We start from the raw sequence: 24,074 nt of genomic DNA on the forward strand, positions 1-24,074 counted from the left end.
AAAGGCATGTCTAGGGTGAAACCTTCCAAGTCCAAGAGTTGGCTTCTGTAAAAGCTAGTTTTTAGGCATGTTTTCCTATCCACAACTTGTGGATAACTTTGTGAACAAGAGAAAGAGATATGAGATGATGACGAACATAAAACCACATGGGCCATTACCAAGTCAGGCGCAGCTGTCTTATTTAGAGGATGAACTAGCTGCCTTTATCCATTTTGGCCCCAATGCCTTTTATGACCAAGAATGGGGGACAGGTCAGGAGGAGCCTGAACGCTTTAATCCGACTCAGTTGGATGCGCGTGAGTGGGTTCGAGTACTCAAAGAAACAGGTTTTAAAAAGCTAATTTTGGTGGTCAAGCACCACGATGGTTTTGTCCTCTATCCGACAGCCTATACAGACTATTCGGTCAAGGCTAGCCCTTGGAGGGAAGGAAAGGGGGACTTGCTCCTTGAAGTTTCCCAAGCTGCAACTGAGTTTGACATGGATATGGGAGTTTATTTATCTCCTTGGGATGCCCATAGTCCCCTCTATCATGTGGATCGAGAAGCGGACTACAATGCTTACTATCTGGCTCAGTTGAAGGAAATCTTATCAAATCCTGACTATGGCAATGCCGGCAAGTTCGCCGAGGTTTGGATGGATGGTGCCAGAGGGGAAGGGGCCCAGCAGGTCAACTATGAGTTTGAGACTTGGTTTGAAACTATTCATGACCTACAAGGGGATTGCTTGATATTCTCAACAGAGGGAACTAGTATTCGTTGGATTGGCAATGAACGGGGCTATGCAGGGGATCCCTTGTGGCAAAAAGTCAAGCCCGACCAGTTGGGGACAGAGGCGGAATTAGATTATCTACAGCACGGAGATCCCTCTGGGACACTGTTTTCAATCGGCGAGGCAGATGTTTCTCTTCGGCCAGGCTGGTTTTACCATGAGGATCAGGATCCCAAGTCTCTCGAGGAGTTGGTCGAAATCTACTTTCACTCAGTGGGGCGGGGAACGCCTCTCCTGCTCAATATTCCGCCAAACCAAGATGGTCTCTTTGATGAAAGAGATATCCGGCGACTTTATGAATTTAGAGCCTACCGTGACGCACTCTATAGCGAAGATTTGGCTCTGGGAGCCAAGGTATCTGGTCCGGCTCTATCAGCAGACTTTGCCTGTCATCATCTGACAGATGGACTGGAGACCAGTTCTTGGGCTAGTGATGCAGAACTGCCAATTCAGTTAGAGATTGATTTAGGAATTCCTAAAACTTTTGATGTGATTGAGTTGAGGGAAGATTTGAAGCTAGGGCAACGCATCGCTGCTTTCCATGTTCAGGTAGAGTTGGATGGTGTCTGGCAGGAGTCTGGTTCGGGTCATACTGTTGGTTACAAACGTCTCTTACGAGGAGCAGCTGTTGAGGTACAGAAGATACGTGTAGTCATTACAGAATCACAGGCTTTGCCTTTGTTGACCAAGATTTCACTCTATAAAACTCCTAAACTCTCAAAAAGAGAAGCTGTTCAGCAACTAGAGTTTTCAGAAAAAAGTCTAGCTGTGACCAAGGGAGAAAATGCCCATTTTACAGTTAAGCGGAGAGAATGTAGTGGTCCTTTAGAAGCTAAGATTTCGATTCAACCAGGGACAGGTGTGCATGGTGTCGCTTATCGGGACGAGATTCAAGTCCTTGCGTTTCAAGTTGGCGAGACTGAAAAAAAGCTAACACTACCAACCTTGTATTTTTCAGGAGATAAAAGCTTAGATTTTTATCTGAATCTGACGGTAGATGGGCAGCTGGTTGACCAGCTTCAGGTCCAAGTTTCATGAAAGAAGAACCTTTGCGCGGTGCAAAGGTTCTTTTGGTTATGAGTGATTTGGTAGCCAGCTGAGGGTGAAGGTCAGTTGCTCAGCTTTCAAGAGGTCTTGGTGTTGGATGCTAGATACAGGGGTCTGGTCCAATCGACATTCCTTGACAAAGTTAAAATGGCTGTGGTTTTGTTCAGCATGGATATCCAACCACTTATTTTCTTTGGCAAGGTAGACACGGAGATGATCAAAGAGGGGAATTCCGAGGTCGTAGCTTGGTTTTCCTGGACAGGTTGGATAGAATCCAAGAGCCGACCAGATGTACCAAGCAGAGAGACTGCCATTATCCTCATCGCCAGGATAGGCTTCCCAGCTTGGGTGAAAGGCTTTTTGACGTATCGTCTTAATGAGAAGAGCCGTGTATTCAGGATAGTTACTGTAACGGAAGAGATAAGGAATGTGGAAGCTCGGTTGATTGGAAATGGCAATTTGCCCAAAAGGAGCTGTAGCCATCTCGCTCATTTCATGAATCTCGTAACCATAGCCAGTCGTTTCAAAGAGAGGAGCCTCCTGACAGGCTTTCAAAAGGTAGCGGCTAAAGGCTTCATTTCCACCCATAAGCTGGATTAAGCCTGGTATGTCGTGGAGGACGCCTAAAGTCGCTTGAATGGCAGAGCATTCGGCGTAGTCGCGTCCCCAACTATAAGGGGAGAAGTCAGGACGGAAGTTTCCTTGGCTGTCTCGGGCTCGCATGTAACCTGTCTCAACGTCAAATAGATACTTGTAATTTTGTGATGCTGTCCGATAAGTCTCGGCGATGTCATTCTGATCAAGTTTTTCGGCACAGCTGGCGATACAAAAGTCACTATAGGCGTAGTCTAGGGTATGGCTAACGCTTTCGTGGTGGTCGGTAGAGAGGTAGCCAAGCTCTTGGTATTGGGCTAGTCCGTGGCGACCATTGATGCCGAGAGGGTCGGACTTGCTGGCTGTTTCAAGCATGGCTTGAAGGAGTTCTTCTTCCAAGTCGGGAGCCATGTCCTTGCAGGCGCTATCTGCGATAATGCCATCTAAAAGGGTACCAGGCATCATACCACGCTCGTCTGGAGCCAGCCACTTTGGAAGGTAACCAGTATCGCGGTAGCTATTGAGAAAGCCTTCTAAAAAGAGACGATAATGTTCCGGTATGACAAGGGCAAAGAGGGGGAAGGTGGTGCGGAAGGTATCCCAGAAACCATTGTTGCTAAAGAGGACGCCAGGTTTGACAGTACCAGTAGAGAAATCCACGTGAATGGCTTGCCCTGATTCATCTACTTCGTAAAAAGTCTGCGGGAAGAGGAAGAGTCTGTAAAGGCAGTGGTCAAAGAAGGTTCGGTCAGCCTCTCCTGTATCCATAATATCAAAACGATGGAGAAGATTTTCCCATTCCGCTTGGGCACTTGTTTTACAGCTGTCAAAGCCCTTTTGAGGTAGATTAAGCAGAGCTTGAGAAGGCGATATGAAAGAAGTTGCTAGTTGGATCTCAGCATAGCTGTTTGCTAAGTCAATTCGCCAGTCTCCGCCTTCTTGATTGACAGCAAGAATATCTATATTCATTTGCAGGGCAGTAAACAGTATCAGAGGATTTTTATTGGTCTCTGTTTTTCCTTCTTGTCGTAGGGAAAGAGTTCGCTTATCTACTTGCTTGACTGTCAGTTCATCTGCTGCGTGAAGATAGAGGGAGAGGGCTTTGCCTTGCTTTTGCTTGAAACGAATAGAAGCGCCGTAGCAATTCGGAGTAAGCTGGGTTTCAATCTGATAGCGCAGGGAGAAAATCTTCAGATAATGAGGTTGGAAAGAGGCCTTATCCCTATCATAGGAAGATTGGCGATGAAAGAGACTGTCTCCACCTAGCTGGCCTATGACAGGTGTCAAAAGTAGCCAAGAATAGTCCCCAATCCAAGGACTGGGCTGGTGGGTTAATCGAATTCCCTGAAAGATGGGCAGATGCGGATCGAAAAACCAAGCACCCTCCTGATCGCTGGTCTGGGGAACAAAATAATTCATCCCGAAAGGGACGCCTGTGTAGGGCAGGGTATTTCCCCGAGAAAAGGCATGCTTGCTAGCAGTCCCAAAGCGGGTATCAATGGTTTCAAGTAGTGGTTTCATAGTCTTTCCTTTAGCTGTTTTTCTACATTATATCAGAAAAATGGGGCCTTTAGATATGGGGTTCGAAAGTAAGCAATTTTGTAGAAAAATGACTATCATTTGTGTATGTATTTTCTGTCTCAAAAACTATATACTGAACATGAAACTTGTTTGAAAGAGGAAATTGCACGATGATTTATTCGAAAGAGATTGTCAGAGAGTGGCTTGATGAAGTAGCAGAGCGTGCCAAGGACCATCCGGAGTGGGTGGATGTCTTTGAGCGTTGCTATACAGACACCTTGGATAATACGGTCGAGATTCTAGAAGATGGCTCAACCTTTGTCTTGACTGGGGATATTCCTGCCATGTGGCTTCGGGACTCGACAGCCCAACTCAGACCTTACCTTCATGTGGCTAAAAGAGATCCTCTCTTGCGCCAGACCATTGCAGGTTTGGTTAAGCGTCAGATGACCTTGATTCTCAAGGATCCTTATGCCAACTCCTTTAACATAGAGGAAAACTGGAAGGGCCACCATGAGACTGACCACACAGAGCTTAATGGCTGGATTTGGGAACGCAAGTATGAGGTGGACTCGCTTTGCTATCCTTTGCAGTTGGCTTATCTCCTTTGGAAAGAGACTGGCGAGACCAGTCAGTTTGATGATACTTTTGTCACAGCAACTAAGGAAATCCTTCATCTTTGGGCAGTGGAACAAGACCACAAGAATTCACCTTATCGTTTTGTCCGTGATACAGACCGCAAGGAAGACACCTTAGTAAATGATGGCTTTGGTCCTGACTTTGCCGTGACAGGAATGACCTGGTCAGCCTTCCGACCAAGTGATGACTGCTGTCAGTATAGCTATTTGATTCCGTCCAATATGTTTGCCGTAGTCGTATTGGGCTATGTGCAAGAAATCTTTGCAGAACTAGACCTAGCTGATAGCCAAAACATCATGGCAGACGCTAAACGTCTCCAAGCAGAGATCCAAGAAGGAATCGAAAACTATGCTTACACCACTAATAGCAAGGGCGAAAAGATTTACGCCTTTGAAGTGGATGGTCTAGGAAATGCTAGCATCATGGATGATCCAAACGTACCAAGTCTACTGGCTGCTCCATATCTTGGTTACTGTGCGATTGACGATGAGGTTTACCAAGCCACACGTCGTACCATTCTAAGCCCTGAAAATCCATATTTCTACCAAGGTGAATATGCTAGTGGTCTCGGAAGCTCCCATACCTTCTATCGATATATCTGGCCGATTGCCCTTTCTATCCAAGGCTTGACAACAAGAGATAAGGCGGAGAAGAAATTCTTGCTCGATCAGCTCGTTGCCTGCGATGGAGGCACAGGTGTCATGCACGAAAGCTTCCACGTAGATGATCCAACGCTCTACTCTCGCGAATGGTTCTCATGGGCCAATATGATGTTCTGTGAGTTGGTCTTGGATTACTTGGATATCCGTTAAGGAGCACGCTTTCGCTCAACCGATTCTTGTCAGAATCACAAATTCACATTTAAAACGTTAAAAATAAAAATTTAAGTTAGAATGAGGTTTTACTTCATGGAAAATGTTGTTGTACATATTATCTCACATAGTCACTGGGACCGTGAGTGGTACTTGCCTTTTGAAAGCCACCGGATGCAGTTGGTGGAGTTATTTGACAATCTTTTTGATCTCTTTGAAAATGACCCTGAGTTCAAGAGTTTCCACTTGGACGGCCAAACCATTGTCCTGGATGACTACTTGGAAATTCGTCCTGAAAATCGCGACAAAGTCCAAGGTTACATCGACCAAGGTAAACTCAAAATTGGTCCTTTTTACATCTTGCAGGATGACTACTTGATTTCAAGTGAAGCAAACGTCCGCAACACCTTGATTGGTCAAGCAGAATGTGCAAAATGGGGCAAATCAACCCAGATTGGTTACTTCCCAGATACCTTTGGAAATATGGGACAAGCTCCTCAAATCCTTCAAAAATCAGGCATTCACGTGGCAGCCTTTGGTCGTGGTGTCAAGCCGATTGGATTTGACAACCAAGTCCTCGAAGATGAGCAGTTCACTTCCCAGTTTTCAGAAATGTACTGGCAAGGCGCTGATGGAAGTCGTGTCCTCGGTATCCTCTTTGCCAACTGGTACAGTAATGGAAATGAAATTCCAGTTGATAAGGATGAAGCCCTGGCCTTTTGGAAACAAAAATTGTCAGACGTGCGTGACTATGCTTCGACCAACCAATGGTTGATGATGAACGGCTGTGATCACCAGCCTGTACAGCGCAATCTGAGCGAAGCCATTCGTGTGGCAAATGAACTCTTCCCAGATGTGACCTTTGTGCATAGTTCATTTGATGACTATGTCCATGCAGTAGAAAGTGCTCTACCAGAGCAACTATCTACCGTTACGGGTGAGTTGACCAGTCAGGAAACAGATGGCTGGTACACACTTGCCAACACTTCTTCATCACGGATTTACCTTAAACAAGCCTTCCAAGAAAATAGCAACCTCCTAGAACAAGTGGTGGAGCCATTGACTGTCATCACTGGTGGGCACAACCATAAGGACCAGTTGACCTATGCTTGGAAAGTCCTTCTACAAAATGCGCCCCATGACAGTATCTGTGGCTGTAGCGTGGACGAAGTTCACCGTGAGATGGAAACACGTTTTGCCAAGGTCAACCAAGTCGGAAACTTTGTTAAGACCAATCTTCTCAACGAGTGGAAGGGTAAAATTGCAACCCACGAAGCCCAAAGCGACCATCTCTTTACGGTCATCAACACAGGCTTGCATGACAAGGTTGACACTGTCAGCACAGTGATTGATGTGGCGACTTGTGATTTCAAAGAATTGCACCCAACAGAAGGCTACAAGAAAATGGCAGCCTTGACCTTGCCAAGCTACCGTGTCGAAGACTTGGAAGGGCATGCTGTAGAAGCGAAAATCGAAGATCTGGGAGCTAATTTTGAGTATGATTTACCAAAAGACAAGTTCCGCCAGGCTCGTATCGCTCGACAAGTGCGCGTGACAGTGCCTGTTCATCTGGCACCACTTTCTTGGACAACCTTCCAATTGCTCGAAGGTGAACAAGAACACCGTGACGGTATTTACCAAAATGGAGTGATTGATACGCCATTTGTAACGGTAAGTATGGATGAAAACATCACGGTCTACGACAAGACAACTCATGAAGCTTATGAAGATGTTATTCGCTTTGAAGACCGTGGTGACATCGGAAATGAGTACATCTACTTCCAACCAAAAGGAACAGAACCTATCTACGCCGAGCTGAAAGGCTATGAGGCCTTGGAAAATACAGCTCGTTTTGCCAAGATCTTGCTCAAGCATGAATTGACAATTCCAGTAAGTGCAGACGAAAAACTGGATGCGGAACAAAGAGGTATCATCGAGTTTATGACGCGTGAAGCTGGACGCTCAGATGAACTGACAAGCATTCTTCTTGAAACAGAGATGACCGTCTTTGTTGACAATCCACAAATCCGCTTTAAGACTCGCTTTACCAACACTGCCAAGGACCACCGTATCCGTCTCTTGGTCAAGACTCATAATATGCGTCCAAGCAATGATTCGGAAAGCATTTATGAGGTGGTGACACGATCAAATAAACCAGCGGCTTCATGGGAAAATCCTGAAAATCCACAACACCAACAAGCCTTTGTCAGTCTGTATGATGATGAAAAAGGGGTGACGGTGGCAAATAAAGGATTGCACGAGTATGAAATCCTTGGAGACGACACTATTGCAGTGACCATTTTGCGTGCCTCAGGTGAGTTAGGTGACTGGGGTTACTTCCCAACACCAGAGGCTCAGTGCTTGCGCGAGTTTGAAGTCGAGTATACACTTGAGTGCCACCAAGCCCAAGAACGCTTCTCAGCCTTCCGTCGTGCCAAAGCCTTCCAAACACCATTTACTAGTCTTCAGCTTGCTAAACAAGAAGGAAGTGTTGCAGCGACTGGCAACCTCTTGAGCCATGCGGCGCTTAGCTTGCCACAAGTCTGCCCAACAGCCTTTAAGGTAGCTGAAAATGAAGAAGGGTATGTACTTCGTTACTACAATATGAGTCAAGAAAATGTGCGTATATCAGAACAGCAACAAACCATTCTTGACTTGCTTGAGCGACCATATCCAGTTCATTCAGGACTCTTAGCACCACAAGAAATTCGCACAGAATTGATCAAAAAAGAAGACATTTAACAGTTTTAAAGTGTTTGATAACTAATACTATGAGATAGAAAGGAGGGGCGAAAGAGTAAGGACTAACTACTGCTTCGCCCCTTTTTATGGGAAGAACAATGACCATTGCAACCATTGATATCGGAGGGACTGGGATTAAGTTTGCCAGTCTGACTCCTGATGGAAAAATACTAGATAAGACAAGTACTCCGACGCCAGAAAACTTGGAGTCTTTACTGGCGTGGCTAGACCAACGCTTGTCAGAGCAAGATTATAGTGGGATCGCCATGAGCGTTCCAGGCGCGGTCAATCAAGAAACAGGTGTGATTGAGGGAATCAGTGCCGTACCTTATATTCACGGCTTTTCTTGGTATGAGGCCCTTGCTCATCATCAACTCCCTGTCCATCTAGAAAATGATGCCAACTGTGTTGGACTTAGTGAACTGCTGGCTCATCCAGAGATTGAAAATGCAGCCTGTGTCGTGATTGGGACAGGAATCGGCGGTGCCATGATTATCAATGGCAAGCTTCACCGAGGTCGACACGGCTTGGGAGGAGAGTTTGGCTACATGACAACTATCGAGCCTGCGGAAAAGCTCAACAACTGGTCGCAACTAGCGTCAACTGGAAATATGGTGCGCTACGTAATTAAGAAGTCTGGTCAGACTGACTGGGACGGACGCAAGATTTACCAAGAGGCCGCAGCTGGCAATGCTCTTTGTCAAGAAGCTATTTTGCGCATGAATCGTAATCTGGCGCAAGGTTTGCTCAATATTCAGTATCTCATCGACCCAGATGTCATTAGTCTGGGAGGCTCCATCAGTCAGAACCCAGACTTTATCCGAGGTGTCAAGAAGGCTGTCGATAACTTTGTCGAGACCTACGAAGAATACACGGTCGCACCTGTTATCCAGGCCTGCACCTATCACGCAGATGCCAATCTCTACGGTGCCCTTGTCAACTGGCTACAGGAGGAAAACCAATGGTAATTTTTACAGGACTTAGTCCCAAACAAACTCAGGCAATCGACTTGCTGACAAAGCATATCTCTTTACCAGATGTGGAAGTGGCAGTCGCTCAGTCTGATCAATCCTCTATTTCTATCAAGGGTGAAAGTGGACACTATCAACTAACCTATGACAAACCTCACCAACTCTACCGCGCCTTGTCCTTATTGACAACAGCTCTAGCAGAAGGTGATAAAGTAGACCTTGAAGAACAAGCTGCTTATGAAGATTTGGCTTACATGGCAGACTGTTCCCGAAATGCAGTGCTGAATGTGGCTTCTGCCAAGCAGATGATTGAGGTCTTGGCTCTCATGGGCTACTCAACCTTCGAGCTCTACATGGAAGACACCTACCAGATTGAGGGGCAGCCATACTTTGGTTACTTCCGTGGCGCTTATTCGGCTGAAGAGTTACGGGAAATCGAAGCCTATGCCCAGCAGTTTGATATGACCTTTGTGCCTTGCATCCAGACCTTGGCCCACTTGTCGGCCTTCGTCAAATGGGGTGTTAAGGAAGTGCAAGAACTCCGTGATGTGGAGGATATTCTCCTTATCGGCGAAGAAAAGGTTTATGATTTGATTGATGGTATGTTTGCCACTCTGTCTAAATTGCAAACCCGTAAGGTCAATATCGGTATGGACGAGGCCCACTTGGTTGGCTTGGGACGCTACCTCATCTTGAACGGTGTTGTGGACCGTAGTCTCCTTATGTGCCAACACTTGGAGCGCGTGCTGGATATTGCTGACAAGTATGGTTTCCACTGCCAGATGTGGAGTGATATGTTCTTTAAACTCATGTCAGCGGATGGTCAGTACGACCGTGATGTGGAAATTCCTGAGGAAACTCGTGTCTACCTAGATCGTCTCAAAGACCGTGTAACCTTGGTTTACTGGGACTATTATCAGGATAGCGAGGAAAAATACAACCGTAATTTCCGCAATCACCACAAGATTAGCCATGACCTTGCCTTTGCAGGTGGAGCTTGGAAGTGGATTGGTTTTACACCCAACAACCATTTCAGCCATCTCATCGCTATGGAGGCCAACAAAGCCTGTCGTGCCAATGATATCAAAGAAGTTATCGTGACAGGTTGGGGGGACAATGGTGGTGAAACAGCTCAATTTTCTATCCTACCAAGTTTGCAAATCTGGGCAGAACTCAGCTACCGCAATGACCTAGACCGTTTGTCTGCTCACTTCAAGACCAATACAGGTCTATCAGTTGAGGAATTTATGCAGATTGACCTTGCCAACCTCTTGCCAGACCTGCCAGGTAATCTCAGTGGTATCAATCCTAACCGCTATGTCTTTTATCAGGATATTCTCTGTCCGATTCTTGACAGACACATGACACCTGAACAGGACAAACCGCACTTCGCTCAGGCAGCTGAGACGCTTGCTGAAATCAAAGAAAAAGCTGGTGCCTACTCTTACCTCTTTGAAACACAGGCTCAGTTGAACCAGATTTTAAGTAGCAAAGTGGATGTGGGACGACGCATTCGTCAGGCCTACCAAGTAAACGACAAAGAAAGTCTAAAAGCAATCGCTAGACAAGAATTACCAGAACTCAGAAACGAGATTGAGAACTTCCATGCTCTCTTTAGCCACCAATGGTTGAAAGAAAATAAGATCTTTGGCTTGGATACAGTCGATATCCGTATGGGTGGACTCTTGCAACGTATCAAACGAGCAGAAAGTCGTATCGAGGCTTATCTGGCAGGGCAGATTGACCGCATCGACGAGCTAGAAGTTGAAATCCTACCATTTACTGACTTCTACGCAGACCAGGACTTAGCAGCAACTACAGCTAATCAGTGGCATACCATTGCGACAGCTTCGACGATTTATACGACTTAGGCATTTGTCACAAACAGATAAACATCTCCTTTTAAACATATGGAGATGTTTTTTGATTTGGAGATAGGGAAGGAGTATAATGAAAGTATAAGGATAGTTTGGAGGTATGACCATGAAAAAGTTACTACTGGTCCTAGGTGCTAGTATGCTAGTCTTATCTGCCTGCCACAGAGCGACAGAGGACGGCGTAACTAGTCCGTCAATACCAAGGGAGCAACAAACCAAGGAAACAACCAACTATTTTCACTATTTAGCAGATTCCTATCAAAAGGCTCTTTCGCACGAAAAAGAAGTCAAGGCTGCAACTGTTCAATCACCGATGGCTGCCACAGTTGCAGCCATGGAAGAACTACAGTTATCTAGTCCGACTGATCAAGCCTTGATTATGAAGAACTACTCAGATTTTCAGAAGCTAATCCAATACAACACCGAAAAGTGGGAAGAAGAGTTTGCAAGTTGGGCTTCTTCTATGGGGCAGTCCTATCATAGACTAGAGCATAGAAACTTTGATGAAAAGAATGATCTCATCAAAAAATTAGAAGCAACAACTGTCTCTCAGAAAAGTGTCAAATGGAATGTTTTTGGAGTATCGAGTGACAATGCTTATGACTACTTGATTTTGGATGCCTACTATGACAAGCAGAACAAACATTTCTACTTGTTTACACTGAAAGATGGGCAAGTACAAATCTTGCATACTGATAAGACACTGGAAACTATCCCTACTGCAAATTTTGAAGAGACTGAAAACACAGATTTAGCGCAACGTTTTAAGGAATTTCTATTAAAAACAAGTGTAACTACAGAGAGCGAGCCAGATACAGATAATAGTTCTTTAATAGACAAGATAAAAACAGCCATGGAATCCTATTCGGATAGTAAAGGTGAAAGATTTAAGTCAACTAACTTAGCAACATATGGTCACTACTATGGACTAGCAGTGCCAGACCAGATAATGCAATTTGAACAAGTAGATGGGGTGAATTATACTTTTAAATGGTATGGGTATATTGCAGGTTCAGGTTTTGGGCGGTTTGAAATCCTAGCTTGCTATGTGAATGAAGCAGAGACAGAGGTGATTCTCTTTGGCTACAAGGATGGTAATCCTGCTCTTTTACACACAGAAGGAAGATCGGAGATTGAGGAAAACGAATCAGGGGCTATCATAAATGCCCGTGTTCATTTTGTCGAGTTTCATCACCCAATATTAGAACAAGTTTTCGATTAGCAAAGCGGAAATACATTTATCGTATGCAAAGTGTTTCTCGTGAAACCTATTTCTTATAAAAAACTTCTCCACATAAAATAATTTGTGGAGTTTTTTCTATAATTAGTAGTTTAAACTGACCTTCAAATAGGAGTATACTAATAATGTAATCGTTATCAAACCTAAAAATTCGATAGAATCAGTTTTTAGGAATAAAAAGGGAGGAAATTATGAAAAAGTTTTCAAAGACCTTGAGAGATAACTGGATCTTTCTCTTGATGGTTTTACCAGGGGCTCTCTGGCTGATTCTATTCTTTTACATTCCAGTATTTGGGAATGTGGTTGCCTTTAAAGACTACCATATGACCAGTAATGGTTTCATAGATAGTATTGTGAATAGTAAATGGGTCGGGTTAGATAATTTCAGATTCTTGTTTAGTTCAAAAGATGCCTTTATCATCACTCGAAATACTGTTCTTTACAATCTCGGCTTCATCTTTATCGGTTTGATTGTATCAGTAGGGATTGCCATTATCCTCAGTGAGCTTCGCTCTAAGAGAATGGTTAAGATTTTTCAAACGTCTATGCTGTTCCCTTACTTCCTGTCATGGGTTATCATCAGTTTCTTTACAGATGCCTTCCTAAACATTGACAAAGGGGTCTTCAACCATTTCCTAACATCCATTGGCATGAAGGAAGTCAACTTCTACGCTGACTTAGGCATTTGGCCATATCTTCTCCTTTTCCTAGGAATTTGGAAAGGCTTTGGATATAGCAGTGTCATGTACTATGCGACGATCATGGGAATTGACCCAACTTATTACGAAGCAGCAACAGTGGACGGGGCTAGCAAGTGGCAACGCATTCGCAACGTAACCATTCCTCAGTTGACTCCGCTTGTAACAGTCTTGACCATCCTTGCAGTCGGAAATATCTTCCGTGCAGACTTTGGTCTCTTCTATCAAATCCCACACAATGCTGGTCAGCTTTACAATGTAACCAACGTTTTGGACGTATATGTCTTTAATGGTTTGACTCAGACAGCAGATATCGGTATGGCTTCAGCAGCCGGTCTCTACCAATCCGTAGTCGGTTTGATACTGGTTATCCTATCAAACTTGCTTGCAAGACGAGTCGATCCAAACTCAGCTTTATTCTAGAAAGGAGGAGAATATGGCAGAAAAGAAAATTAAAAAAGAAAAAATCGATAATGTCGGCATTCACTCCTTTAGTAAGAAGGCAGATATCTTCTTTAGTATCATCTCTGGTTTGATTGCTCTTTCTTGTATCTTGCCCTTTATCTTCGTTATCATCATTTCGGTGACAGACGAAAAGAGCATCCTCCAGTATGGATATAGCTTTTTCCCATCACAGTTTGGATTAGATGGTTTTGAGTTCTTGGCTCAGTTTAAAGATAAGATTCTCCAAGCACTCTTTATCTCAGTCTTTGTAACAGTAGTCGGGACAGTGACCAACGTCTTCATCACGACAACTTATGCCTACGCCATCTCACGAACAACCTTTAAGTATCGCAGATTCTTTACTATCTTTGCCCTTCTTAGTATGTTGTTCAACGCTGGTTTGGTGCCAGGCTATATCGTGGTGACTCGTTTGCTTCAACTTGGTGATACGGTTTGGGCCTTGATTGTTCCAATGCTTCTCTCACCATTCAACATCATCTTGATGCGTTCCTTCTTCAAGAAGACCATTCCAGAAGCCATTCTTGAATCCGCTCGTATCGATGGTGCCAGTGAAGCTCGGATCTTCTTCCAGATCTGTTTGCCATTGTCACTTCCAGGTATCGCAACCATCACGCTTTTGACAGCTCTTGGTTTCTGGAACGACTGGTTCAACGCCCTTCTTTACATCAAGAGTGATAACTTGTATCCATTGCAATATTTGCTCATGCAAATCCAGCAAAATATGGACTACATTGCAAAAGCAGTCGGCTTATCTGGTCAACTGGGAGTCGCTCTTCCAAAAGAAACAGGTCGTATGGCCATGGTTGTTGTTGCAACCCTTCCAATCGCGATTCTGTATCCATTCTTCCAACGCTACTTTGTTAAAGGTTTGACTATCGGTGGTGTGAAAGAATAGCACTTGCTGAGAAACACCGTTTCTCCCTTCCCAACTTCATCTTAGTGGCTGAAGTTAAAATCATTAAATCGTTTATAAGTTTAAAAATAAAAAAGGAGTTTTTATCATGAAAAACTGGAAAAAATATGCTTTTGCATCTGCTAGCGTAGTCGCTTTGGCTGCAAGCCTTGCCGCTTGTGGAAACCTTTCAGGTAACAACAAAAAAGCTGCTGACTCAGCTTCAGGTGACAAACCTGTTCTTAAAATGTACCAAATCGGTGACAAACCAGATAACTTGGATGAATTGCTAGAAAATGCCAACAAAATCATCGAAGAAAAAGTTGGTGCTAAATTGGATATCCAATACCTTGGATGGGGTGACTACGGTAAGAAAATGTCAGTTATCACATCATCAGGTGAAAACTACGATATCGCTTTTGCAGATAACTATGTTGTAAATGCTCAAAAAGGTGCTTACGCTGACTTGACTGATTTGTACAAGAAAGAAGGAGCAGAGCTTTACAAAGCACTTGACCCAGCTTACATCAAAGGGAACACTGTAAACGGTAAGATTTACGCTGTTCCAGTTGCAGCCAACGTTGCATCATCTCAAAATTTTGCCTTTAACGGAACACTTCTTGCTAAATACGGTATCGATATTTCAGGTGTCACTTCATACGAAACACTTGAACCAGTCTTGAAACAAATCAAAGAAAAAGCTCCAGACGTAGTACCATTTGCGGTTACGAAGAACTTTATCCCATCTGATAACTTTGACTACCCAGTACCAAATGGACTTCCATTTGTTATCGACCTTGAAGGAGACACTACTAAGATCGTAAACCGTTACGAAGTACCTCGTTTCAAAGAACACTTGAAGACTCTTCACAAATTCTATGAAGCAGGATACATTCCAAAAGACGTAGCAACAAGCGACACTTCATTTGACCTTCAACAAGATACTTGGTTCGTTCGTGAAGAAACAGTAGGACCAGCTGACTATGGTAACAGCTTGCTCTCACGTGTTGCTAATAAAGATATCCAAATCAAACCAATCACTAACTTTATCAAGAAAAACCAAACAACACAAGTTGCTAACTTTGTCATCTCAAACAACTCTAAGAACAAAGAAAAATCAATGGAAGTGTTGAATCTCTTGAACACGAACCCAGAACTCTTGAACGGTCTTGTTTACGGTCCAGAAGGCAAGAACTGGGAAAAAGTTGAAGGTAAAGAAAACCGTGTCCGCGTCCTTGATGGATATAAAGGAAACACTCACATGTCAGGTTGGAACACTGGTAACAACTGGATTCTTTACATCAACGAAAACGTTACAGACCAACAAATTGCAGATTCTAAGAAACAATTGGCTGAAGCTAAAGAATCTCCAGCACTTGGATTTATCTTTAACACTGATAGTGTGAAATCTGAAATTTCAGCAATTTCTAACACAATGCAACAATTCGATACAGCTATCAACACTGGTACTTTAGACCCAGAAAAAGCAATCCCAGAATTAATGGAAAAATTGAAATCTGAAGGTGCCTACGAAAAAGTATTGAACGAAATGCAAAAACAATACGACGAATTCTTGAAAAACAAAAAATCATAAAATCGATTGATTTCGTGTATTCATTCCTAATTCCTAAAAATGTGATCACTGCCTTCCTTAGTTCTCTAGGGGAGGTAGTGATTTTTAGGATGTAAACATGAAAAGAGTGGTTCTGAGGGTTTATGCGATGTGATACACATATATCTATAGGGAATTTATTATGAAAAAATATCGTCTTCTTTTCAAAATGAGTGCTGTCTTCTCTTACCTATTTTTCGTATTTGGCCTTTCTCAGCTGACGCTTATTGTCCAAAACTATTGGCAATTTTCTTCCCAGATTGGCAATTTCTTCTGGATTCAAAATATCTTGAGTTTGCTATTTAGCGGAGTCATGATTTGGATTCTGGTTAAGACAGGCCATGGTTATCTCTTTCGCATTCCAAGAAAAAAATGGCTTTGGTATTCGATTTTGACAGTATTAGTGGTAGTGCTCCAGATCTCTTTTAATGTTCAGACAGCTAAACATGTCCAGTCAACTGCGGAAGGTTGGGCTGTATTGATTGGTTATAGTGGGACTAACTTTGCAGAGCTAGGTATTTATATAGCCCTGTTCTTTCTGGTTCCACTGATGGAAGAGTTGCTCTATAGAGGATTACTGCAAAACGCTTTCTTTAAGCATTCGCGATTTGGTCTTGATTTGCTTCTTCCTTCTATTTTATTTGCTCTCCCTCATTTTTCAAGCCTGCCTAGTCTGTTAGATATCTTCGTCTTTGCAACACTTGGAATCATCTTTGCTGGTTTGACCCGCTATACCAAGAGCATCTATCCTTCCTATGCGGTGCATGTGATTAATAATATTTTCGCAACATTGCCATTTTTGCTGACTTTTTTACATAGGGTGTTTGGGTAAAATATTAGCATGAGAGTTAGGAATTATAGTTTTTAAATTTATAAGCGAATTTCAGGAGTGAAATGAGTATGACACCATTAAAATGGTTTGCTGGAGGTAGAGAAAGGCGTTGTGAAGCGATGGCTATTATAGATCATCTATTGGAAGATATAAAGGCTGCGTCTCAACTTACTCCCTTGAAAAATCAGTTAGTGATTTATCAAAAACGATTAAAGGACGATGGGACTTCTACTCCATTTATTCTAAGCCAAATGAATATTGACCTTGCGCGTGTATTGATTGACAATAAGATGATTTTGTCAGAAAGTCAAGCTGAGCAGATAAAAAAATTGAGAGAATTATCTGCGATTCGCTATGGTTACTGATGAAGTGCAGGGGTAGGACTCTTTCTACAATTTCCGGTCAAATAAATTGCATTCGTTTTCCCAAGTGGGTATACTAGTATAGTTGAATGAAAAATTCTGAAAATTTAAGAATAGAAAAGAGAACAAATCTTATGGCAAAAGATATTCGCGTCTTACTTTACTACCTCTATACTCCAATTGAAAATGCAGAGCAATTTGCGGCAGATCACTTGGCTTTCTGTAAATCAATCGGTCTCAAAGGCCGTATCCTAGTCGCTGACGAGGGGATTAACGGGACTGTTTCAGGTGACTACGAAACAACTCAAAAATACATGGACTACGTTCACAGCCTCCCAGGTATGGAAGACCTCTGGTTCAAGATTGACGAAGAAAATGAACAAGCCTTCAAGAAGATGTTTGTTCGCTACAAGAAAGAAATTGTCCACCTTGGTTTGGAAGACAACGACTTTGATAATGACATCAACCCACTTGAAACAACAGGTGCTTACTTGTCTCCAAAAGAGTTCAAAGAAGCCCTTCTTGACGAAGATACCGTTGTCCTTGACACACGTAACGATTATGAGTACGACCTAGGACACTTCCGTGGAGCTATTCGCCCAGACATCCGCAACTTCCGTGAGTTGCCACAATGGGTCCGTGACAACAAGGAAAAATTCATGGACAAGCGTGTTGTGGTTTACTGTACAGGTGGCGTTCGCTGTGAGAAATTCTCAGGCTGGATGGTTCGTGAAGGCTACAAAGATGTTGGCCAATTGCACGGAGGAATCGCAACTTACGGTAAAGACCCAGAAGTTCAAGGTGAACTTTGGGATGGGAAAATGTACGTCTTTGACGAGCGTATCGCAGTTGATGTTAACCATGTCAACCCTACCATCGTAGGGAAAGACTGGTTTGATGGAACACCATGTGAACGCTATGTCAATTGTGGCAATCCCTTCTGTAACCGTCGTATCCTAACATCAGAAGAAAATGAAGACAAGTACCTTCGTGGATGCTCACACGAGTGTCGTGTTCACCCACGCAACCGCTATGTTTCAGAAAATGAATTGACACAAGCAGAAGTTGTTGAGCGCCTAGCAGCTATCGGTGAAAGCTTGGATCAAGTCGCTACTGTATAACATCAAACAGCTCCTCAGGGGCTGTTTTTCTATGCTTTTTATCTAAAAATCTAAAATTTGTTTCTGTATCTTTCAGGAAAATAGGTTATACTATATGTAAACGATTTCAAAGGAGGCCAGTTATGGCGAAAACATTTTTTATCCCAAATAAAGAAAGCATTCTAGGACAACAGGAGATCTTGACTGCCAAGTCTATCTTGGCCTTGGTGGAGGGCTTGGAGTCACATAGCTATGATGCAGTCTATCTCCGTCAACCTCTCAATCGTCTCGAATATATGGAGTGTGGGGTTGTTGGTAAGTCGCAATTTCTCTTCAAAGTGAACTATGCGGATAGTCGAAAAGGCTATCAAGTGGTGATTCCAGATTTCCTTACTAGAGTGGACTGGGAGATTGTAGAGGCTCTCCTCCAGGCCCTATCGAGCAAGTTGGGACAAGTGGTAGAAGGGCTAGAAGGATTTGACTTTGAAGCTTATTTCCGACAAACAGTTCAGAAGTATCTAGCGGATAAGACGGCTCGTCTGGTATACTGCCAAGGTCTCTTGTCCCCTATCTATCTCAACAAGGAATACCTCGAGAGTTTTTTGACTGAGGATGGATTGGCACGTTTTGAAGAGCTGGTCAAGAAAGTTCAAGGTTCTGATGCCTATCTTGCCAGTGTGAAATTTTACCCAGACGCCCAAGGCAAGGTGCACGGTATCTATCACCTAGCCCAAGGAGTCAAGACAATTTTGCCAAAGGAACCCTTTGTACCAGCATCCTATACTGAGCAGCTAGCAGGCAAGGAACTTGTTTGGGAGATTGACATAGTGACGATTTCTGGTGATGGCTCAAAAGCAGAAGCCTATGAAGCCATCGCTCGCTTGGATTATGCAAGATTCCTAGAGTCGCTACCAGAAGTATTTTACCAGCAATTAGATGCTAATCAATTAGAGGTACAAGCCATTTTGGGAAAAGATTTTGAAGGATTGGCAACCATCAAGTAGACATTGTCCAAAAAAGAGTAAGCATAAAAATCCCTGTCATTAATAAATGGCAGGGATTTTGGTTAAAAGAAGGTCAGGATGCGAAGGTATTCCACTGTCAGCGCGAGCTCTGCAATGAAGAAGGGTAAGAGAATAGCACCATCAAGTAAGACAGCTAGCAAGAAACGATAAAATGGGTCAAGGCTACTGGTCTTGCTTGGCTTGCTAATCACAAAGAGATTGCCAAGGGCAAAGATGGTCATGCTTAGAAGAGTGAGGATACCAGCAAATCGTAAGCCACCAAAGAGTGCAAAGAAACTTGCTAGAGCCGTTAGGATAAGCGGGATAGCAAAGAGTCTGCTATAACGGTCAAAGGCTTCTTGGAATGTGAAGTCGTTCTCCTGATCCAGCACACGTCGGACAGTAAAGCCTCCCAAAATGATGGAAAAGTAAAATAGAGCGCTAGCGACCAAGATAGAGAGTCCAGCAAAGAGATCTAAAGGAGGGAGCTGGTTAGGTAGATTATTGGCAATAGAGGCCATATAGCCATAGTAGAGGTGCTTGATATGATAGATACTAAAGAAAAGGTTGATTGACGACAGCAAGGTGAGTAGGCCAAAGACACTGTAACGATGCTTTTGGTCTCTAGTCTTGCTAGCAGTTGGTTCTTGGATAGCATCCAGCAGCCAAGTCCAAAGCAGTGCGATTTCTTCTTTTAATCGGGCAGTTTTACGAGGGTCAATATCTGGGATATAGGGGCTTTCTAAAGCCTTGCTGAGGATGCTTTTCTCTTTTACAGAGTCTTCTTGGCTGCGTTCCTCTTCAGCTTTCCCTTCTTCCTCTTCCTCGGTTTGGGCTTCCTCAATTACTTCGGGAGTTTCCTCCTCATGCGTTTCCAGCTCTTTAGGTGAGACAGAAGTTTCTTCATTTACTTGTAGTTCGGTCTCCACAGTTTCTGAAGTCTCAGGCTCGTTGGGCTGGTTTTCCGATTTCGTCTGAGGTGATTTTTTCTCAAGATCGGCACTTTCAAACCATTCTTGTGTCATGGTGGAACCTCCTTTTTTATGGTTGTTTTCTATCTTTAGACTAGCAGATGAAAGCGTTTTTGTCAATGATTTCTAGGTGGAGCAGAGTATTCTTCTTCCTTGGGTAGGTAGATATCCCGATTGGCTTTTATAATGAGCATATCCTTAACATCTGCTTTGTCTGTCTTGTAAGGGTTGGCAAGTTCATTCTCTTTTTGTCTAGGGTGTTCTCTTTGTGCTTTACGATAAATACCGCCATGCTGAGAAGAAAGATCTAGATTGATACGATCGAATTCTGTCTTAGAAAGAAAGAGTGTTAAGTCATTGTGAGAGTCTAGTTCAACCTTGCCGTGAACCTGGATATTTTCAGCATAGATATGTCCCCCCTCCGTCTTGACCTGGCTATCTGTCAATTCGGCATCAAAAATATTGATAATACTAGGTGTCGTTAGTGTACTGTTCTTGATGGAGCTTTCTGTTATTCTTAAGTGGTAGCCTTTTGTTTTGATTGTCGCATTTTCAAGTTTGGCTTGACGGATATTAGTTTGTCCACGATTGGCTGAGACGGTAATAGCTTTCAGAGTTCTTCCTTTAGGGAGGGAGAGAACGACTTCGTCAAAACGGTGAGAATAACTGCTGGCGATACGAAGTAGGCCTTCGATCCCTGAGCCGAGAAAACGATGTTGGGAGGATTGTTTATCAGTGACGGTCAGTGTTTTGTCACTCATACCAGTAGTTAGATCGTGACGACCAGACACTGATGGATGATAGGTGATGTGGATCTTGTCATCTATAGACTCTGTGATAGTCAGACTGTGTTCCTCAAGAGTTAAATCAAGTTTTTCCACTTCGCTTCCAAAGGTCACTTCTTCGATACGATTGTCATAGACGGGGTCTTTTGACATGGCCAGCAAACTTTGAATACCATTGGACTGTGCACCTGCAACTATCATGATAAAACCAAGGATTGTAGAAATCACACCAAAGATGAGAAATCCTTTTGTCAATTTACGCATGTCTGTCACCTCTCTTTCCTTTTTTAAGAATCCATTGCACCAAGCGGACGATCAGGAGCCCAAAGAAACGAGCTACATAGGAGATGCCTAATAGAACAAGAGAAGAAGCACCGAGAGCAAGCAAACCAGCCCCGAAAATCAAAATAAAGGCAGATTTGGCTTCGACCAGAACACTAAAGCTCTCTATGATAAAGAGTCCGCCCAGCAGGATACCCGTCACAGAGACGGTAAAGAAGGCTAGAATGACAGCGGCCGCTGCGATAAAAAGTCCGATAATGGTTAAGATAATTGCAATTCCAACAGGAATGCCGATAGGGGCTGCTAGTAAGGCCAAGAGGGCAATGTGTAGGAGTTGGCGATCATTCTTTTGAGCGGGTGCCTCATTGACTTTCTTGTCGAGGAGGTTAGAGAGGACATCATGAGCTGCTTCTTTTGGAGTTCCCAGACTGGCGATGAGTTCCTCTTCGCCCTCTGGACCTGCATCGTCAAATAGTTCCTTAAAGTAGTCCATGGCTTCGATGCGGTCAGCTTCAGGCAGTTTATGGAGATAGGTTTCTAACTGAGTCAGATAGTCAGTTCTTGTCATGGCGGATACTCCCTTCTATGATGCCGTTGACGGTGTCGGTATAGAGCGTCCACTCTTCCTTTAGAGTAACGAGCTGCTCTACGCCCTGATTGGTCAAGGAGTAGTATTTGCGCATACGCCCCTGAAACTCTCTAGAGTAGGTGGTCAGAAAGCCACTGGCTTCCAATTTTTTGAGAATGGGATAGAGCGTAGATTCTTTGATATTGGCGATGAGCTTAATGGTTTGGCTAATCTCATAACCATAAGAATCCCCCTGCTCCAGCACAGCCAAGATGAGAAACTCGATCAAGGCAGAGGATGTTGGGAAGTACATGGGAAACCTCCTTTATATTATATAAAAATTTTATATATACTCTTTTCAAATATATTGTATCTCAAGTTGAAAGCCCTGTCAAGAAATATGTGTAAAAATTTTATATATAAAAAACTCCTAGTAAAAACTAGAAGTTTAGAGGATTTTTTCAGCCTTTATCTAAATTTTATTGTAGATTTCTTATAGTTAATTTTCTTATCCAAAAGTTTCAATAAAGGAGTCACGTATTCGGGATTTGGAAACTTAGGACCGAAAATGACTTCATCGATTTGGATTGAATTTTCACGTTCTACATAAAGTTTGCCTATCCCAGAAGTTTTATCAATTTTGATTTTATCATTACTTGGGTCTAGATTAGCATAGCGTAAGATACGCAGTTCGTTTTCATATTTATAATCTACAGATTTAAACAAGTAACGAATTTCTTCGATACAACTGGAGATAGCTTCTTTATAAAAGTCATCATTATCATTCACTCTCTCATGCAATTTTTGTTTTAAATTATTCACAGCTTCTTTTAATTTTGTGATTTCATTGCCATCAAAGAGTTCTGTTTTTTCTAGTTCAAAGTTTTCACCTGTATTTTTAACATAGGCTATTCTATAGAGATAATCAATATTCCCTTTAGCTACCTTATCTTTTTTTTCAGGTTTAGGCTGTGCCTCTTCAACATTAGCAGAAAAAGTTGACTCCTTTTTCTTGGATTCGTTTGCTGAGACTTTTAAATCACTGCTTAATTCCGACATAGACAAATCAATCTTATTAATGAACTCTAGGGATGTAGTTTCTCGACGCCATGAAACATCATTGAAAGAAGTAAATCTTGAGAAATCATCTTCCTTAAGTACCAGACAAACACCCTGTGCATCATCGCCGTATTGGGACCACATAGTCAAGTCATCTGTTTTACTGGTGAAGCTCATTAAAAACCATGGACTAGGATCTAAAATATTTCGCTTTTCGAAGTAGGATGTTCTTTTCCCATCTTTGTTAGGTTCTAATATTTCTTCGATAACTACACCCTCTTCGGGGTCGTTCATATAATTGGCATTATACAAACGAGTTTTTCCAGATACGGAAAACTTTGTATCATCTGTATTTCCTGTATCCTGATTTAATAAATTTTGGAGAGTTTTTCCTTTGGTATAATGACCAAATTTAAGATTCGAATTTTTATCTTTTGCTTTCAAGCCAAGTTGATACTTGATATCTTGAACAATTCTGTAGATATCTATTAACTGATTGAGCTTATTCTCATCATCTTTATAGTGTTTTATCCAATCCTTTAAAATATCGTATTTTGTATTTATAACAAGGTTAAGATTTAAAGCCTGAATTAGTAGTTTTCTGTCCACATCTTCATTGGAATAAAAACATAGTTTATCTAAAATCTTTGTTAGACTAGAGGATGGAGTATCATTTGTATCTAATGGAGTATCAGGATTTTTTTCTAATATTTCCACTACAATTTTAAATATTTCAACGCTAGAGAGATTTGTTAAAATAGCTAGTATTTGTTTAACTGTATCGCCTACGTCATCTCTTTCATTTTGAAGGTTTGCTAGATTAAATAAAACCCTAGCATATTGTAAAGCAATGTCTTCAGAATCCGTAAACCGTTCAAAAATTTCTTTGACTAAATTAGTGGTACTTCCCCTCTCTTCTACATTTCTTTGTTTAGCTGACAAATTGACTAAAGCCATAGCATATTGTAAAGCAATGTCTTCAGAATGTTGAAACTTTAGGGTTAAAGTTTCTATTTTTGATATGGTTTCTTTACGCTCCTCGACATCATTTTGTCTGTTTGAAAGATTGTATAAAGCCATAGCATATCGTAATGCAATATTTTCAGACTGCTCAAACTGCTCAAAAATTTCTTTGACTGAATTAGCAGTATTCTCTCTCTCTTCTACATTTACTTGTTCAACTGACAAATTGACTAAAGCCATAGCATATCGTAACGCAATGTCTTCAGAAT

The 24,074-nt window shown here is 42.6% G+C and carries 19 protein-coding genes; 13 read left to right on the forward strand and 6 right to left on the reverse strand.

The features are described 5' to 3' along the window. Positions 1-127 precede the first annotated feature (127 nt). Positions 128-1,807 (forward strand): alpha-L-fucosidase, encoded by a 1,680-nt coding sequence (locus K1I97_RS09475; RefSeq protein WP_223331846.1) that lies wholly within the window; start codon positions 128-130, stop codon positions 1,805-1,807. A gap of 36 nt (positions 1,808-1,843) precedes the next feature. Here K1I97_RS09475 and K1I97_RS09480 read toward each other — a convergent pair whose 3' ends face one another. Next, complete coding sequence (locus K1I97_RS09480; protein ID WP_223331805.1) at positions 1,844-3,931, reverse strand: GH92 family glycosyl hydrolase; 2,088 nt, start codon at positions 3,929-3,931, stop codon at positions 1,844-1,846. A gap of 170 nt (positions 3,932-4,101) precedes the next feature. Between K1I97_RS09480 and K1I97_RS09485 the strand changes: the two genes are divergently transcribed. The 12 genes from K1I97_RS09485 (at position 4,102) to K1I97_RS09540 (ending at position 19,177) form a co-directional block, all read left to right on the forward strand. Beyond that, positions 4,102-5,382: a glycoside hydrolase family 125 protein gene (locus tag K1I97_RS09485; protein ID WP_223331806.1), complete on the forward strand. Its 1,281-nt coding sequence runs from the start codon at positions 4,102-4,104 to the stop codon at positions 5,380-5,382. Positions 5,383-5,478: 96 nt separating this feature from the next. Then, entirely contained in the window at positions 5,479-8,124 is a 2,646-nt protein-coding gene (locus tag K1I97_RS09490; protein ID WP_223331807.1) for an alpha-mannosidase, read from the forward strand. A gap of 98 nt (positions 8,125-8,222) precedes the next feature. Then, positions 8,223-9,092, forward strand: a complete 870-nt coding sequence (locus K1I97_RS09495) for an ROK family protein (RefSeq protein ID WP_038805896.1) — start codon at positions 8,223-8,225, stop codon at positions 9,090-9,092. After that, a complete protein-coding gene (locus K1I97_RS09500; RefSeq protein WP_223331808.1) occupies positions 9,086-10,966 on the forward strand; it encodes a beta-N-acetylhexosaminidase in 1,881 nt (626 codons plus the stop codon). The genes K1I97_RS09495 and K1I97_RS09500 overlap by 7 nt, the downstream gene beginning before the upstream one ends. Positions 10,967-11,078: 112 nt before the next feature. Beyond that, positions 11,079-12,194: a DUF4767 domain-containing protein gene (locus tag K1I97_RS09505; protein ID WP_223331809.1), complete on the forward strand. Its 1,116-nt coding sequence runs from the start codon at positions 11,079-11,081 to the stop codon at positions 12,192-12,194. A 209-nt stretch (positions 12,195-12,403) separates the two neighbouring features. Beyond that, positions 12,404-13,333: an ABC transporter permease gene (locus K1I97_RS09510; RefSeq protein ID WP_000714584.1), complete on the forward strand. Its 930-nt coding sequence runs from the start codon at positions 12,404-12,406 to the stop codon at positions 13,331-13,333. A 13-nt stretch (positions 13,334-13,346) separates the two neighbouring features. Next, complete coding sequence (locus tag K1I97_RS09515) at positions 13,347-14,270, forward strand: carbohydrate ABC transporter permease (protein ID WP_000818345.1); 924 nt, start codon at positions 13,347-13,349, stop codon at positions 14,268-14,270. Between the two features lie 106 nt (positions 14,271-14,376). Continuing rightward, a complete protein-coding gene (locus tag K1I97_RS09520; RefSeq protein ID WP_223331810.1) occupies positions 14,377-15,861 on the forward strand; it encodes an ABC transporter substrate-binding protein in 1,485 nt (494 codons plus the stop codon). 160 nt (positions 15,862-16,021) lie between these two features. Further along, entirely contained in the window at positions 16,022-16,711 is a 690-nt protein-coding gene (locus tag K1I97_RS09525) for a CPBP family intramembrane glutamic endopeptidase (protein ID WP_223331811.1), read from the forward strand. 68 nt (positions 16,712-16,779) lie between these two features. Next, positions 16,780-17,076 carry a bacteriocin immunity protein gene (locus K1I97_RS09530; protein WP_223331812.1) on the forward strand — a complete coding sequence of 99 codons (297 nt, stop codon included), beginning with the start codon at positions 16,780-16,782 and terminating at the stop codon, positions 17,074-17,076. Positions 17,077-17,207: 131 nt separating this feature from the next. Beyond that, on the forward strand, positions 17,208-18,194 hold the full coding sequence (trhO, locus tag K1I97_RS09535) for an oxygen-dependent tRNA uridine(34) hydroxylase TrhO (protein ID WP_001030013.1): 987 nt from the start codon (positions 17,208-17,210) through the stop codon (positions 18,192-18,194). A gap of 122 nt (positions 18,195-18,316) precedes the next feature. Continuing rightward, the gene (locus tag K1I97_RS09540) at positions 18,317-19,177 is read left to right on the forward strand and encodes a DUF4299 family protein (RefSeq protein WP_223331813.1); all 861 of its coding nucleotides are present in this window, start codon (positions 18,317-18,319) and stop codon (positions 19,175-19,177) included. Positions 19,178-19,239: 62 nt separating this feature from the next. On the opposite strand, the gene K1I97_RS09545 is transcribed toward K1I97_RS09540, so the two are convergent. From K1I97_RS09545 to K1I97_RS09565, 5 genes are all read right to left on the reverse strand, one after another. Then, positions 19,240-20,202, reverse strand: coding sequence for a DUF6574 domain-containing protein (locus K1I97_RS09545; RefSeq protein ID WP_223331814.1), 963 nt, complete (start codon positions 20,200-20,202; stop codon positions 19,240-19,242). Between the two features lie 62 nt (positions 20,203-20,264). Further along, positions 20,265-21,197 carry a DUF4097 family beta strand repeat-containing protein gene (locus K1I97_RS09550; RefSeq protein WP_223331815.1) on the reverse strand — a complete coding sequence of 311 codons (933 nt, stop codon included), beginning with the start codon at positions 21,195-21,197 and terminating at the stop codon, positions 20,265-20,267. Next, positions 21,190-21,783, reverse strand: a complete 594-nt coding sequence (locus K1I97_RS09555; protein WP_223331816.1) for a DUF1700 domain-containing protein — start codon at positions 21,781-21,783, stop codon at positions 21,190-21,192. Before K1I97_RS09555 ends, K1I97_RS09550 begins: the two co-directional genes overlap by 8 nt. Next, positions 21,770-22,096 (reverse strand): PadR family transcriptional regulator, encoded by a 327-nt coding sequence (locus tag K1I97_RS09560; protein WP_223331817.1) that lies wholly within the window; start codon positions 22,094-22,096, stop codon positions 21,770-21,772. The genes K1I97_RS09555 and K1I97_RS09560 overlap by 14 nt, the downstream gene beginning before the upstream one ends. Before the next feature lie 155 nt (positions 22,097-22,251). After that, positions 22,252-24,074: DUF2971 domain-containing protein (locus K1I97_RS09565; RefSeq protein WP_369074958.1), on the reverse strand; the 1,823-nt coding region annotated here is incomplete at its 5' end.

The organism is Streptococcus oralis (assembly GCF_019929345.1).
In the GTDB taxonomy this organism is placed as follows: Bacteria; Bacillota; Bacilli; order Lactobacillales; family Streptococcaceae; genus Streptococcus.

What these genes read in the sequence shown, in the direction of transcription:
- K1I97_RS09475 (WP_223331846.1), top strand. Translation starts at nt 128, where the DNA reads ATGACGAACATAAAACCACATGGGCCATTACCAAGTCAGGCGCAGCTG.
- K1I97_RS09480 (WP_223331805.1), bottom strand. Translation starts at nt 3,931, where the DNA reads ATGAAACCACTACTTGAAACCATTGATACCCGCTTTGGGACTGCTAGC.
- K1I97_RS09485 (WP_223331806.1), top strand. Translation starts at nt 4,102, where the DNA reads ATGATTTATTCGAAAGAGATTGTCAGAGAGTGGCTTGATGAAGTAGCA.
- K1I97_RS09490 (WP_223331807.1), top strand. Translation starts at nt 5,479, where the DNA reads ATGGAAAATGTTGTTGTACATATTATCTCACATAGTCACTGGGACCGT.
- K1I97_RS09495 (WP_038805896.1), top strand. Translation starts at nt 8,223, where the DNA reads ATGACCATTGCAACCATTGATATCGGAGGGACTGGGATTAAGTTTGCC.
- K1I97_RS09500 (WP_223331808.1), top strand. Translation starts at nt 9,086, where the DNA reads ATGGTAATTTTTACAGGACTTAGTCCCAAACAAACTCAGGCAATCGAC.
- K1I97_RS09505 (WP_223331809.1), top strand. Translation starts at nt 11,079, where the DNA reads ATGAAAAAGTTACTACTGGTCCTAGGTGCTAGTATGCTAGTCTTATCT.
- K1I97_RS09510 (WP_000714584.1), top strand. Translation starts at nt 12,404, where the DNA reads ATGAAAAAGTTTTCAAAGACCTTGAGAGATAACTGGATCTTTCTCTTG.
- K1I97_RS09515 (WP_000818345.1), top strand. Translation starts at nt 13,347, where the DNA reads ATGGCAGAAAAGAAAATTAAAAAAGAAAAAATCGATAATGTCGGCATT.
- K1I97_RS09520 (WP_223331810.1), top strand. Translation starts at nt 14,377, where the DNA reads ATGAAAAACTGGAAAAAATATGCTTTTGCATCTGCTAGCGTAGTCGCT.
- K1I97_RS09525 (WP_223331811.1), top strand. Translation starts at nt 16,022, where the DNA reads ATGAAAAAATATCGTCTTCTTTTCAAAATGAGTGCTGTCTTCTCTTAC.
- K1I97_RS09530 (WP_223331812.1), top strand. Translation starts at nt 16,780, where the DNA reads ATGACACCATTAAAATGGTTTGCTGGAGGTAGAGAAAGGCGTTGTGAA.
- trhO (WP_001030013.1), top strand. Translation starts at nt 17,208, where the DNA reads ATGGCAAAAGATATTCGCGTCTTACTTTACTACCTCTATACTCCAATT.
- K1I97_RS09540 (WP_223331813.1), top strand. Translation starts at nt 18,317, where the DNA reads ATGGCGAAAACATTTTTTATCCCAAATAAAGAAAGCATTCTAGGACAA.
- K1I97_RS09545 (WP_223331814.1), bottom strand. Translation starts at nt 20,202, where the DNA reads ATGACACAAGAATGGTTTGAAAGTGCCGATCTTGAGAAAAAATCACCT.
- K1I97_RS09550 (WP_223331815.1), bottom strand. Translation starts at nt 21,197, where the DNA reads ATGCGTAAATTGACAAAAGGATTTCTCATCTTTGGTGTGATTTCTACA.
- K1I97_RS09555 (WP_223331816.1), bottom strand. Translation starts at nt 21,783, where the DNA reads ATGACAAGAACTGACTATCTGACTCAGTTAGAAACCTATCTCCATAAA.
- K1I97_RS09560 (WP_223331817.1), bottom strand. Translation starts at nt 22,096, where the DNA reads ATGTACTTCCCAACATCCTCTGCCTTGATCGAGTTTCTCATCTTGGCT.